Annotated in this window: 14 protein-coding genes; 7 read left to right on the forward strand and 7 right to left on the reverse strand. The window is 60.5% G+C overall.

Going from position 1 to position 12,412, the window contains the following annotated elements:
* Window positions 1-84: 84 nt before the first annotated feature.
* From Q0936_RS14040 to Q0936_RS14060, 5 genes are all read right to left on the reverse strand, one after another.
* Window positions 85-729, reverse strand: a complete 645-nt coding sequence (locus Q0936_RS14040) for a glutathione S-transferase family protein (RefSeq protein ID WP_299294215.1) — start codon at window positions 727-729, stop codon at window positions 85-87.
* A 146-nt stretch (window positions 730-875) separates the two neighbouring features.
* Window positions 876-1,721, reverse strand: coding sequence for an enoyl-CoA hydratase/isomerase family protein (locus tag Q0936_RS14045; protein WP_299294213.1), 846 nt, complete (start codon window positions 1,719-1,721; stop codon window positions 876-878).
* A gap of 279 nt (window positions 1,722-2,000) precedes the next feature.
* Window positions 2,001-2,792 carry an SDR family NAD(P)-dependent oxidoreductase gene (locus Q0936_RS14050; RefSeq protein WP_299294211.1) on the reverse strand — a complete coding sequence of 264 codons (792 nt, stop codon included), beginning with the start codon at window positions 2,790-2,792 and terminating at the stop codon, window positions 2,001-2,003.
* A gap of 11 nt (window positions 2,793-2,803) precedes the next feature.
* A complete protein-coding gene (locus tag Q0936_RS14055) occupies window positions 2,804-3,766 on the reverse strand; it encodes an LLM class oxidoreductase (RefSeq protein ID WP_299294209.1) in 963 nt (320 codons plus the stop codon).
* A gap of 10 nt (window positions 3,767-3,776) precedes the next feature.
* Window positions 3,777-4,553: a CmcJ/NvfI family oxidoreductase gene (locus tag Q0936_RS14060; protein WP_299294207.1), complete on the reverse strand. Its 777-nt coding sequence runs from the start codon at window positions 4,551-4,553 to the stop codon at window positions 3,777-3,779.
* Window positions 4,554-4,661: 108 nt separating this feature from the next.
* Between Q0936_RS14060 and Q0936_RS14065 the strand changes: the two genes are divergently transcribed.
* Entirely contained in the window at window positions 4,662-5,567 is a 906-nt protein-coding gene (locus tag Q0936_RS14065; RefSeq protein ID WP_299294205.1) for a LysR family transcriptional regulator, read from the forward strand.
* Window positions 5,568-5,629: 62 nt separating this feature from the next.
* On the opposite strand, the gene Q0936_RS14070 is transcribed toward Q0936_RS14065, so the two are convergent.
* A complete protein-coding gene (locus tag Q0936_RS14070; RefSeq protein ID WP_299294203.1) occupies window positions 5,630-5,941 on the reverse strand; it encodes an ETC complex I subunit in 312 nt (103 codons plus the stop codon).
* 160 nt (window positions 5,942-6,101) lie between these two features.
* On the opposite strand from Q0936_RS14070, the gene Q0936_RS14075 reads away from it, so the two are divergent.
* The 5 genes from Q0936_RS14075 to Q0936_RS14095 all read left to right on the forward strand — a co-directional run bounded on the left by Q0936_RS14075 (window position 6,102) and on the right by Q0936_RS14095 (window position 11,326).
* A complete protein-coding gene (locus Q0936_RS14075) occupies window positions 6,102-7,241 on the forward strand; it encodes an adenylate/guanylate cyclase domain-containing protein (RefSeq protein ID WP_299294201.1) in 1,140 nt (379 codons plus the stop codon).
* A gap of 54 nt (window positions 7,242-7,295) precedes the next feature.
* Window positions 7,296-9,494: an excinuclease ABC subunit UvrB gene (uvrB, locus tag Q0936_RS14080; RefSeq protein ID WP_299294199.1), complete on the forward strand. Its 2,199-nt coding sequence runs from the start codon at window positions 7,296-7,298 to the stop codon at window positions 9,492-9,494.
* A 7-nt stretch (window positions 9,495-9,501) separates the two neighbouring features.
* Window positions 9,502-10,116 carry a hypothetical protein gene (locus tag Q0936_RS14085; protein ID WP_299294197.1) on the forward strand — a complete coding sequence of 205 codons (615 nt, stop codon included), beginning with the start codon at window positions 9,502-9,504 and terminating at the stop codon, window positions 10,114-10,116.
* 129 nt (window positions 10,117-10,245) lie between these two features.
* Window positions 10,246-10,761, forward strand: coding sequence for a hypothetical protein (locus tag Q0936_RS14090; RefSeq protein WP_299294195.1), 516 nt, complete (start codon window positions 10,246-10,248; stop codon window positions 10,759-10,761).
* 127 nt (window positions 10,762-10,888) lie between these two features.
* Complete coding sequence (locus Q0936_RS14095; RefSeq protein ID WP_299294193.1) at window positions 10,889-11,326, forward strand: hypothetical protein; 438 nt, start codon at window positions 10,889-10,891, stop codon at window positions 11,324-11,326.
* Here the strand turns inward: Q0936_RS14095 and Q0936_RS14100 are convergent.
* The gene (locus tag Q0936_RS14100) at window positions 11,323-11,595 is read right to left on the reverse strand and encodes a zf-TFIIB domain-containing protein (RefSeq protein WP_299294191.1); all 273 of its coding nucleotides are present in this window, start codon (window positions 11,593-11,595) and stop codon (window positions 11,323-11,325) included. The genes Q0936_RS14095 and Q0936_RS14100 overlap by 4 nt on opposite strands.
* Window positions 11,596-11,751: 156 nt before the next feature.
* Here Q0936_RS14100 and Q0936_RS14105 point away from each other — a divergent pair, with 156 nt between their 5' ends.
* On the forward strand, window positions 11,752-12,402 hold the full coding sequence (locus Q0936_RS14105; protein WP_299294189.1) for a hypothetical protein: 651 nt from the start codon (window positions 11,752-11,754) through the stop codon (window positions 12,400-12,402).
* Window positions 12,403-12,412: the final 10 nt, after the last annotated feature.

The following is a 12,412-nucleotide window of genomic DNA, read 5'->3' on the forward strand; positions in this document are numbered from 1 at the left end:
GGCCGAGGTCCAGGCCCTCTGCGCACGCTTCCCGATGTATCCGAATTTGTGAGATAAAGACAAAAAGCCCGCGGCGTGTTCAGCTCACGCCCCGGCCACCCGCAACGGCTCAAAGGACACCATCACATGTTCCGCATAGGCCGGGCGATCACACAGTTGGTCATAGTACCGCCGCAGATGCGGATAATCCGCACGCTCAAATGGTAGCGTGAAATACCGATACAGGGATGTGCCAAACGCTATGTCCGCCAACGACATCTCTGGCCCCGCCAACCACCCATGTTGCGCAATCTGCGCCTCTGCGACCTGCATCAGGGCTTTGGCCTCGGCCACACCTTCGGCAAGGGTCGCGTGGTCGCGGTCTGCCTTGGCAGTGCGCACAAGCTGCCAAAACACCTTGTAGACCACCGCCGGGGCAACAGCCGTCTTGGCCCACTCCATCCACTGATCCACCGGTGCACGCGCCACGGCGCCCTCCGGCCAGAACGCCCCTGTGCCATAACGCGCCGCAACATATCGCAAGATCGCCTGGCTTTCGAACATCGTCACATCGCCGTCCTGCAACACCGGCACGCGGCCCATCGGGTTCATAGCCCGAAACGCATCTGTGTCCGTGCCGCCAAAGGCTCCGCCCACGTCGCGGCGTTCATGCGCCAGGCCCAGCTCTGCCACTGCCCACATCACCGCCTGCACATTGCTCGACGTGGCCCGTCCATGGATTGTCAGCACGCTTTGGTCCTCACCTCTGGGAAATCTGGCGCGACCTTACGACCGCCCGCAGCGACTGCAAACACAGATTTTCTAAACGCACCTCAGACCATACAACAACGGCAGGGTGCCGCACCCAATCGCGTACGGCACCCCAAATGCTGGCGTCAGTTGATGTCCTGCACATCCATCACCAGATCACCCCACTTGCGCTGGTTCTCGATGTCGTGCTCCAGCCCCTGCTCATCCGCAATGGTGAACCGCTTGATCGCGGGCGTCTTGCTGGTCGCCTGATAGAGCCAATAGGCCTCGGCCTTCAGGGCATCCGCAATTGGCGTGTCGATCGATTCATAAACCATCTGCTTGCAGGCATTGATCGAGTCCGCCGGGAATTGCGCAATCCGTTGCGCCAGCGCGTCCACATATGGCCCAATCTCATCAGGGTCCAACGCCTTGTTTATCGTACCCAACCGCTCCGCATCATCCGCGTCATAGTCCTGCGCGCTCAGAATGATCTCCAGCGCCTTGCCCAACCCGGTCTGACGCGCCATCCGCGACGCACCGCCACCACAGGGCAGGATACCCATGCCGACTTCCATCTGCATGAACTTGTACTTGCCCCGCGCCGCGAACCGCATGTCCAGCGCCAGCGCCAATTCATGCCCGCCGCCGCGCGCAAACCCTTCGAGCTTGGCAATCGTGGCCTGTGGCACCTTGCTGATCCGCTCGCACACGGCTTGCAGGTCCAGCAGCTGCGCCTCATCGCGCGACACCGCCTCTTGGGACATGTCCTTGAGCAACTCGGTGTCGTAGTGGCACACCCACACTTCGGGGTTGGCGGATTGGAACACCACAACCTTGACCGTCCGGTCACGTTCCAGCCGCATCGCAAGGCTGTTCAGATCCGCCAGCATTTCCTGGCCCTGCACATTCACAGTGCCAAAATCAAAAGTCACGGTTGCGATGGCACCCGCCACATCTACCGTAAACGTCTGGAAATTCTCATACTTCATCTTGCGTCCTCATTTAGGTCACCAACCCGTTTCAGGTGTGGTGAGGTTGAGTTAGGCCAGCGATCCCGCCGCTGGTGACACAAATATATTTGACGCTATTTCAGAATAAACATGCCGTTTTTGGATACAGTTTTCGGATTTTAAATCTAATCGAATGGCATAGCTCGAACCCACCACGCAATCACCGAGGCATACAAAAAAACGGGCGCGGTCGGACGTGAGCCATTGGTTCGCTCACATCCCACCGCGCCCGTAAAATGACGCACCTACAGGTTGCCCTCAGGCGCCCAATGGTCCGGCAAGGTCGGCCAACGCCTGCATCACCGCACGCACTTGCGCCGGATCGGACGCAGCACCATGCGGGGCTGCAAATTGTCCGCTGTCATTGTCAAAATACCGGCCAGAGGCCTGCGCAAACCTGTCACCAAGGGCCGCGTCGATCAGAACATCGGCACCGACGTTCAGATCACTGCCCGCAACGCCAAACCCTTCCTTGACCATCTTCGACGCCAAAAGAGAGCCGGGGTTGACCGCGATGATCGCCGGGCCATCCGGCAGGGACTTGGCCATTTCCGCAGACCAGATGGTGATCGCCAGTTTGCTCTGGGCATAGGCATCCATATCGCCCATCGCGCGGAAATCCGTCATGGCCGCAACTTCCACGGGCGCCTGCGCCGCCGACGACAGGTTCACAACACGGGCTTCGGGCGGCAGGATCGGCAGCAACCGCCGGGTCAGCACGTAGGGCGCGATGGTGTTCACATCAAACCGGATGTCCCGCCCTGCTTCGGTCTGTGTCTGTGCGGTTTTCAGAATGCCTGCGTTGTTGATCAGCACATCAAGACGGTTGTGATCGGCGCGGATTGCGTCGGCCATCGCCGTCACCTCACCCATCTTGCTCAGATCCGCCCGGTAGGTCTGCGGTGTGCCACCCACCTCGGCGGCGGCGGCCTCCAGCTTGGCCTCGCTGCGGCCGTGCAACAGAACCTGATGCCCCTCAGCCGCCAGTTTGCGGGCTGTCAAAAGGCCAATGCCATCTGTGGCACCGGTGATGAGAATGGTCTTGGTCATGTGTTCGTCCTCTACAAGGTGAAATCCGGCAACAGATCAACGGCGATCCGCTGCATCGTGTCTTCGACATCCGCGCCGTTGAACCGCAGGTTCAGCGCGACGTGGTTGATCCCGAGATCCCGCACCTCAATCAGGTATTGGCGCAGGAATTTTGTGCCCGAGGCAAAACCCAGATGGATCGGGCGAGGTTCCGCATCTGCGTCGGCCAGCACATCCACATAGAGCGATTGCATCACCGGCTTGTTCTGCCCGCCCGCCGCCGCGATGCGCGCACGGTAATCGGCCACAACCCGGCCTTGGCTGGCAGGGTCACGCGGGTAGGTGATCCAACCGTCACTGCTTTGCGCGACCCAATCGGGGTCCTGTCGCGATCCGCCCGTCACCAACATCGGCAACCGCCCGCCCACGGGCTTGGGCAACATGTCCGCGCCACCGGTCAGCGTACCTTGGTCCGTTTGAACGCGGGGATAGTCGTCAGACATGGCGCGGATATAGGCCACGCTGTCGCGAAACCGGTCGCCGCGGCTGGCAAAGTCCATAGCCATCGCCGGATACTCTTCGGGCCGGTCACCCGATGCGACACCCAACAGCAACCGGCCGCCTGACAACACATCCGCCGACGCGGCCTGTTTCGCCACATGGGCGGGGTGGCGCAGCGGCAGGATGACCGACGCCACACCCAACCCGATTGAGCGTGTCGCCCCCGACAGCAGGCCCAGATACACAAACGGATCAAATGTCTGTCCCGCGTCACCAAAAGACGGCACATTGAACGGCACATCCCGCAGCCACAGCGCCGCAAATCCCAACTGGTCCGCCAATTGAGCGCGCGCCACATGCCGCTCCAGCGTCGGCACAGCACTGTTGCGATGCGCCTCCAGCGGCACAACCAGTCCAAGTGTCAGCTCGCCCGGCTGGAACGCACCCGCATAGGCGCGGTTGATGCGGGGAAAGTCGGTGTGTGCAATGTCCAATTCAGGCCCCTCAGTACCGCACCAATGTGCGGCTTTCGATGCTCTTGCGGATGCGCGTGATGCTGGCGTCTTCGACCCGGTCCACGGCACTGTGCGCCACCGACGCCAAGCCCTGGCTGTCATAGATGTTGAAAAACGCCACCTCGTCCGGTGTCATGTTTGACTGATACACCCACTCATGTTCCGCATTGGCCGCCAAACCCATGATATGCCCCCGCCGATCCGGGTAAATCAGGTCGATCAGGATCCAGTCCTCGGGCTTGACCGTCGCAGGGCGCACAAACCCAAGCGGCGCGGAGTTGATCGACGCACCCACAGGCCGCCACACATTGATGAACCCATAATGCCCCTCGGCCCAGTCGGCCGCACGGTCCGCACCCAGAATGTCGACCACCCGCTTTTGCGCGCCCTCGGCACTGTAATCACTGTGGACGTTGCGCGCGGGCTTGCGATCCGAATTCGGGTCATCCTCGCGCACCGTGTGGTCGAACACCACAACCTCCTGCGCACCCACGGCCCGTGTCAACAGGACCGTCAACTCGGCGTCATACTGCGCCTGCCAGCCGTTACCCGCAAACCCCGTCACCGCACTTGGATTGGTCTCGAACGCCACACTGTCATCCGCAAATGACACTGCCGTGTCACCCGCCCTTGTGTCATGCAAGGCAATCTCTGTCGGGATCAAATCGGGCGCGATAAGCCGCCCAACAACACCGCCCGCGTCAATCACAAACGCTTGGCGCTCTGGCTTGTGAACATGGTAATTGACGGTTCCAACACGGCGCATAGCTCGGTCTCCAACTCTGGATCTTGTCTGCGCCGCAAGATAGCCATTGCCCTTCACGCATAAATGCCGAAGAACTGGAATGATAATTCGGCTTTTGGATATAATACGATGGACACCGACGCCCTCCGTCTCTTCGTGCTCGCCGCGGAAAAGCTGAACATCAGCGCCGCCGGGCGTGACCTCGGGCTGGCCCCCGCCGTTTCCAGCGCACGCCTGGCCAAGCTGGAACAGACCGTGGGCGCTGACCTGCTGCACCGCTCGACACGCAAGGTGTCGTTGTCCCTCGAAGGCTCCGATTTCCTGCCCTTCGCCCGCGAAATCCTGGCCCAGGAGGACGCGGCCCTCGCCGCCCTTGGCAAAGGCGACGCCGCTGCCACCGGCACCTTGCGCTTTACCGCGCCCAGCACCTTTGCCCAGCTCTATATCGCACCGCGCCTGCCCGAGTTTCTGGCACAGCAACCCGGCCTCACGCTTGACCTGCGCCTGTCCGATGCCGAATTCGACCTGATCGAAGGCAGCTTTGACCTCGCCCTGCGCAACATGGTCCTGCAAGACACCAGCCTGAAGGGCCGCAAACTCGCGGATGACACCCGCATCCTCTGCGCCACACCCGCCTATCTGGCCGAACACGGCACGCCATCTCACCCGGACGACCTGCAAAACCACCGGCTTGTCGCGTTCAAGGATCTGTCGCCCCGATCACTGGTACACGTGGACGGCCAGACTGCCACCTTTGACCCACGCAGCGCCAACAGCCGATTGATCGTCGATGACGGCCTCAGCCAAAAGATCACAACCCTGAACGGCGCAGGCATCTCAATCAATTCAGTCTGGAGCGTTCATTGCGAACTGTCCCAAGGCAGCCTCGTCCGCGTCCTGCCGGAATGGAGCGCCGAAGCCGTTTCCGCCCTTTGGCTGGTCTATCCCAAGGCAAACGTGATGTCGGTCAAGGTGCGCGTGTTCATGGATTTCCTTCTGGACCACTTTGGCGGCGGCAAGGCATGGCAGCGCTGACCACGTATCGGGTCACCGCAACAGCACAGCTTGAATTTGGAAAATCGGACCGACGGACCGGATCAGTGTGTCCAGGCACCACGGCGGTTGGTGGCAAAGTTCTCGCCATATCCGCCGGGCCGCACATTGGCCTTGCGCTTGTTCGGCTCTTGCACCTGCGCGTCGATGCCGTGCTCTTTGGCATAATCCAGAGCGGCCTCTTTGCTGTCAAAGGACATGCGCACCTGCGCTTGTGTGTCCGACGAAGATGTCCAGCCCATCAAGGGATCCACCGACCGCGCCGACGCAGGTGCGAATTCCAGCACCCAATGCTTGGTCTTGGCGGTGCCGGATGACATCGCCGTCTTGGCAGGTTGAAAGATACGTGCGCGCATGACGGTTGGTTCCTGAATCAAACGCTGTCCTTATGCCAACCCCTCGCACCGCTGCCAAGCGGTCTTGATGTCTCAGGCCGCATTTGCACGGCGTTGCGATGGAAAACTGCCGCGCATTTGCTGAATTGCATCACCAAGCCGAACGGGCATAGTGCTGGATATGCCCAACACCGCGTCACATATCGACTGGATCCTGCACACCGGCCGCATGCTGGACATGGAGGCGCTGACCCACGGCCTCGGCGACCGCCTGTTGACCGACGGTATGCCGCTGATGCGTCTGCGTTTTGGCATTCGCACGACGCATCCCCTCACCGGCGCCATCAGCGTAATCTGGGAGGCGCGCAGCGCACCGCAAAAACGGCAATCCGCACCGCTGGGATACGAGGCACGCTCAACCTATATCGGCAGCCCGATGGAGATCATCGCCAACACCCGCGCACCCTACCGCAAACGGCTGTCGGACCCGTTGACCGAGGCCGATCATCTGGTGCTACACGAACTCAAGGATCAGGGTGCCACCGACTATTACGGCATGCCCGTCCCCTTTCTGCGCGGCAATGGCGGCATGTTCATCGCGGTCAGCGACGGGCCGGACGGCTTTGCCGATGCGGATATAAAGGCGCTTGATCGCATCGGTGACGTGATGACCCTCGTGGCCGAGGCGCACAGCAATCGGCACCTCGCCGAGGCCATCGCAACCAGCTATCTGGGTGCGCGCACCGGCCAGCGGGTGCTGGACGGTCAGATCACGCGCGGCGACATTCAGACCATCGAAGCCGCGATCCTGTTCAGTGACATTCGCGGCTGGACGGCGCTGAACGCGACACATCCCGCGACCGAAACGCTGCACATTGCCAATCGGTATTTCGAGGTGATGTCGGACGCCGTCGACGACAATGGCGGCGAGATCCTCAAATTCATGGGCGACGGCGTGCTGGCGCTGTTTCCAACGGGCGACAGCGGTGCAACCGCATGCGCCAACGCCATCGCGGCGGCAAATACCGCGCAGGCAATGGCCGAAACGGCCGATCTCGAGGCGCGGTTCGGCATCGGCATCCACTACGGTCAGGTGCTTTATGGCAATATCGGCGCGCGCTCCCGCATCGACTTTACCGTTCTGGGTCAATCCGTGAACATTGCCGCCCGGATCGAGGCCTGTTGCGGCGCGCTGGATGCGCCGGTGCTGATGTCCGACACGGTTGCGCAACTGTGCGGCGCGCCAACGCGCCGTGTCGCGACCCAGACGCTCAAGGGTGTGGACCATCCGATGGACCTCCACGCTCCTGCCAGTTTTTGACAGCAATCGACGCGCGCCCCTTGCACCCGCAGTGCTTTGGGCCAAGTTAGCACCATGCCCCATGCACACACCGATTCCGCCGTCACCTACCTCGCCAACCCTGCCGAGGACGTCCGCACCCGCCTCAAGCTTGAGGGCGGCAAGCAACTGGTCATGCAAACCGAATTCCAGCCCGCAGGCGACCAGCCCACCGCGATCAAGGAACTGAGTGCCGGCGTTCTGGACGGCGACCGCGATCAGGTCCTGCTCGGGGCCACCGGCACGGGCAAGACCTACACCATGGCCAAGGTGATCGAGGAAACCCAACGCCCCGCGATCATCCTCGCGCCCAACAAGACGTTGGCGGCGCAATTGTACGGCGAATTCAAAGGGTTCTTCCCGGATAACGCGGTGGAATACTTCGTCAGCTACTACGACTACTACCAGCCCGAAGCCTATGTCGCGCGGTCGGACACCTATATCGAGAAAGAAAGCCAGATCAACGAGCAGATCGACCGAATGCGCCACTCGGCCACGCGGGCGCTGCTGGAACGCGACGACGTGATCATCGTGGCCTCCGTCTCCTGCATCTACGGCATCGGATCGGTCGAGACCTATGGCGCCATGACCCAGGACCTCAAGGTGGGCAAGGAATACGACCAGCGCCAGGTCATCGCCGACCTCGTGGCCCAGCAATACAAACGCAATGACCACGCCTTCCAACGGGGCAGCTTCCGCGTCCGCGGCGACAGCCTCGAAATCTTCCCCGCCCACCTCGAAGACCGCGCCTGGAAACTCTCCTTCTTCGGCGAAGAACTCGAATCCATCACCGAATTCGACCCCCTCACGGGCGAAAAATGCGACACGCTCGAACACATCCGCGTCTACGCCAACTCGCACTACGTGACGCCCAAACCCACGATGAACCAGGCCATCATCGGCATCAAGAAAGAACTCAAAATCCGCCTCGACCAGCTGGTGAACGAGGGCAAACTGCTCGAGGCCCAGCGCCTCGAACAACGCACCAACTTCGACCTCGAAATGCTCGAAGCCACAGGCGTCTGCAACGGCATCGAAAACTACTCGCGCTACCTCACGGGCCGCGCACCGGGCGAACCGCCCCCCACGCTTTTCGAGTTCATCCCCGACAACGCCATCGTCTTTGCCGACGAATCCCACGTCTCCGTCCCCCAGATCGGCGGCATGTACAAAGGCGACTACCGGCGTAAATTCACGCTGGCTGAACACGGGTTCAGGCTTCCAAGCTGCATGGACAACCGCCCCCTCAAGTTCGAGGAATGGGACGCCATGCGCCCGCAATCCGTCTTCGTCTCAGCCACCCCCGCCGCATGGGAAATCGAACAGACAGGCGGCGTGTTCACCGAACAGGTCATCCGCCCCACCGGCCTCCTGGACCCGCCCGTCGAAATTCGCCCGGTCGAAATGCAGGTCGATGACCTGCTGGACGAGGTGCAAAAGGTCGCCAAACAAGGCATGCGCACCCTCTGCACCACGCTGACCAAACGCATGGCCGAAGACCTCACCGAATACATGCACGAACAGGGCATCCGTGTCCGCTACATGCACTCCGACATCGACACGCTGGAACGCATCGAAATCCTGCGCGACCTGCGGCTGGGCGCCTTCGACGTGCTGATCGGCATCAACCTACTGCGCGAGGGGCTCGACATCCCCGAATGTGGGCTGGTGGCGATCCTCGACGCGGACAAGGAAGGGTTCCTGCGCTCAGAGACGTCGCTGGTGCAAACCATCGGCCGCGCCGCCCGGAACGCCGATGGCCGCGTGATCATGTACGCCGACAAGATCACGGGTTCGATGGAACGCGCGCTGGCCGAGACCAACCGCCGCCGCGCCAAACAAATGGCCTATAACGAAGAACACGGGATCACGCCCGAGACGGTGAAAAAGAACGTCGAGGATGTGCTGGCGGGCCTCTACAAGGGCGACACCGACCAATCCCGCGTCACCGCCAAGATCGACGCACCTCTTGCCGGCGGCAACCTGCAGGCCGTGCTGGACGGGCTGCGCAACGACATGCGCAAGGCTGCCGAGAACCTCGAATTCGAAGAGGCCGCCCGCTTGCGCGACGAGGTCAAACGCCTGGAAACCGTCGATCTGGTGGTGTCCGACGACCCCTTGGCCCGTCAATACGCGGTGGAAAAAGCCGTGGACGACGCCCACAAAGCATCCGGTCGGTCAACGGCGGGGCGTGCCGGTCAACGAGGCGGGAATGTGCAGCGGCGGAAGCGGTGAATTGAAGATGAAAGAATTCGTTAACTTTGACGAATTTTACGATGTTCAGGCTTCACTAACGTCTTTGCTTCAGGCTCTGGAATCTGTGAATCAACAGCCACTTCTTTGGAAACAGGTCATCCTCTCAACGCACTCCGCGCTGCAGGGTTCGTGTGCGTGCATCTTAACGCGTACAGACGGAGGAGGAGCATTGGACAAAAATTCAGAAGAGAGGCTTTACTGGTACCACAAAAACCAAACTGATATTGCCATTGCCCAACAGAAGGGTGCAGAAACGCCAGAGGAAATGGTTTACCCGCAACTCGAAATGCAAGGCCTACCAGGTTTGCTACGTCGACTGCCAGACAACTTGACAGTAGACATACCTAAGAATTTTGAAAATTGTAGCGATGCCGACGTCCAGGACTTCTGGCGTTTACACGATTGGAGAAATAGTTTTACTCATTTCCAAATTATCGACTGGAGCATCGAAATCGCGGGTTTGCCGAGGATCGTTCTAAACGCTCTGCAACTGATAGAAAAGATCATACTATCAGATAGTTATCATAGACGAAATCGCTTCTATGACACCGATGTTTCCGATCTTTTGCTAAGGTGCACCCGCGCGTGCGAAAAATTGTAACCATGCGTGTAGTGTGAGCAGTCTGCCAACCAGATCGCATACCCTGTATTTCACAAACAGTCCGCTCTTTCCAAACTCCGCATATTGCGTATCCTTTTGAGAAACACGGAAATCGACAGGACCACCACAATGCCCATATTACTAGCAATTCTCGCTGCCGTCGGTGGTGCAATCTGGTGGTGGATCCGCTCTAACCCACGCGAAGCCCTTGATACCGCTCAGGATTTGGCGACCACCGCCATCAACGCGCCCCGCCGATTGGCGTTCCGACGCCAGACCAATGCGCACCCGGTCGAAGGCATAGATGACGAGCGCATCGCAATTTGTGCCATTGCCCAGGCCTTTATCGAACTGGACGGCCTGCCCACCAGCGAACAGCGTGACAAGCTACACGCGCTCATGTTGACCCACACAGACTGCACCGACGCCGAGGTGGGCGAGATGGAGGTGCTGGGCCGGTGGCTTTTGACCCAATGCAACGACGCATCGGATGCAGTACGCCGTCTGGCCCGGCGGTTGAAAAAGATCGACAAGGGCGCATCGTGGGATGCCCTTCAGGATGTGTTGTCAGGTTTGGTGACCGCCGATCTGTCCCGTGGGCAGCAAGACGCCATCGAGGATTTGAACAGCGCGTTTCGTCGTTGATCGCCGTACAGACAGAGCCATGCCTGCAATGTCGGCTTTGCCGTCCGGTGCGTTCAGATTCCGTTAACCTTTTGATAACGAACGAGGTTTCGCGCGCGAAACGTCCCAAACTGGTCGCGCAATTTGCATGCGCTATCTCTCCACCATGCGTTTTGCTCTGATGATCTGCCTCTTGCCCGGCGTGGCCCACGCGTGGGACTTTACGCCGACACCGGTCTGCAGCCTGAGCCATTCCGAAAATGCCGCTGATGTGCGCGTGACCTACGATCACAGCTCTCGTCTCTACGCAATTTCCATAAAAGCTGCGGGGGGGTGGCCTGCGGCATCCGCCTTTTCCATCCGGTTCGACGGCCCCGCCCCGAATGTGATCTCGACCACCCGGCACCAGTCGGATGGGCAGACTTTGACTGTCACGGATGCCGGATTTGGCAATGTTCTGAATGGGCTGGAATTCAACACCTCCGCCACGGCCTTTACCCAAACGGCGGCGGTCACAGTGTCTCTGGACGGCGCGCGCGCCCCGGTTCAAGCCTTCCGCGCCTGCGCCACCGCCCCCGTCGCCTAAAAGTCGAAGATATCGCCCAACAGATCGCCAATACCGCTCTTGCGTCGTCCACGGCGCGAATCGTCCATGCGGTCATCTGAATGGCGCGACATTTGCGGTTGCGATGCCGGAGGTGGGGGCGGCGGCGGCGCATAGGCCGTTGCACGCTCGATGATTTTGTCCAACTCACCACGGTCCAGCCAAACACCGCGACACTGCGGGCAATAGTCGATCTCGACCCCGCTTCGATCCGCGATCACCAGCGGGGTTCCGTCGATAGGGCATTGCATGAGCGTCTCCGTTCCAAAACTCTGTGCCTCAAACATGGGCCTTGCGGCACCAATTGCCAACTGTGCGATGCCGTCGCAACGCCTTGTCGCATCCACTAACGTCTTGTTAACCATGATCGGGCCTACTCGGGGTGACCCCGAGCCGGAGCGCATGGCATGCGTCTGCCCCTGATCCTCGCCGCCCTCACTGTTCCCGATCCGTCGGACGCGGGCGCGTGGATGCGTACCCAGGGCGAGGCATTTCTTTCGTACAGCGCAGTGTACGAAGAAACCGGGCGTCTCGATGGGTCTGTGTATTTCGAGTACGGGTTCCGCCCGCGTTTGACCCTCGGCGCAAAGGTCGACATCGACATGACGAACGGCCGCACCGGTGATGGCACTGCTTTCCTGTTCGCCCGAAAACCCATCGGACCAACCGATCGACCCGGCAAAATGGCCTTTGAGATCGGCCTTGGATCGACATTCGGCGACAGTTCTGACGCCCTCTTGCGCACAGGCCTCAGCTACGGACGGGGCATCAAGCTGTGGGACAAATACGGCTGGGTGGCTATTGATGGGGCTGTCGAATGGGATCTGAGCGGCGGCCCTGAAACGTCCAAGCTGGACACAACCGCCGGCCTCGCCCTCAACGACAGGTTCAAGGTGATGATGCAAGTGTTTGTCAGCCATACGGGATCCACCACCAGCACGACACTTGCCCCTTCCGTCATCTGGCAACCCAAAGAAAAGACCCCCAGCTATCAACTGGGGGTCGAGGCAGAAGACGGTGTCTTGGCGGTCAAACTGGGCGTCTGGCGCACTTTCTGACCGCCTCGAC

Source organism: uncultured Tateyamaria sp. (genome assembly GCF_947488715.1).
GTDB lineage: Bacteria > Pseudomonadota > Alphaproteobacteria > Rhodobacterales > Rhodobacteraceae > Tateyamaria.

Coding starts and splice junctions, on each gene's coding strand:
- Q0936_RS14045 (WP_299294213.1), bottom strand. CDS start 1,721: ATGAAGTATGAGAATTTCCAGACGTTTACGGTAGATGTGGCGGGTGCC.
- Q0936_RS14050 (WP_299294211.1), bottom strand. CDS start 2,792: ATGACCAAGACCATTCTCATCACCGGTGCCACAGATGGCATTGGCCTT.
- Q0936_RS14060 (WP_299294207.1), bottom strand. CDS start 4,553: ATGCGCCGTGTTGGAACCGTCAATTACCATGTTCACAAGCCAGAGCGC.
- Q0936_RS14065 (WP_299294205.1), top strand. CDS start 4,662: ATGGACACCGACGCCCTCCGTCTCTTCGTGCTCGCCGCGGAAAAGCTG.
- Q0936_RS14070 (WP_299294203.1), bottom strand. CDS start 5,941: ATGCGCGCACGTATCTTTCAACCTGCCAAGACGGCGATGTCATCCGGC.
- Q0936_RS14075 (WP_299294201.1), top strand. CDS start 6,102: ATGCCCAACACCGCGTCACATATCGACTGGATCCTGCACACCGGCCGC.
- uvrB (WP_299294199.1), top strand. CDS start 7,296: ATGCCCCATGCACACACCGATTCCGCCGTCACCTACCTCGCCAACCCT.
- Q0936_RS14085 (WP_299294197.1), top strand. CDS start 9,502: ATGAAAGAATTCGTTAACTTTGACGAATTTTACGATGTTCAGGCTTCA.
- Q0936_RS14090 (WP_299294195.1), top strand. CDS start 10,246: ATGCCCATATTACTAGCAATTCTCGCTGCCGTCGGTGGTGCAATCTGG.
- Q0936_RS14095 (WP_299294193.1), top strand. CDS start 10,889: ATGCGCTATCTCTCCACCATGCGTTTTGCTCTGATGATCTGCCTCTTG.
- Q0936_RS14100 (WP_299294191.1), bottom strand. CDS start 11,595: ATGCAATGCCCTATCGACGGAACCCCGCTGGTGATCGCGGATCGAAGC.
- Q0936_RS14105 (WP_299294189.1), top strand. CDS start 11,752: ATGCGTCTGCCCCTGATCCTCGCCGCCCTCACTGTTCCCGATCCGTCG.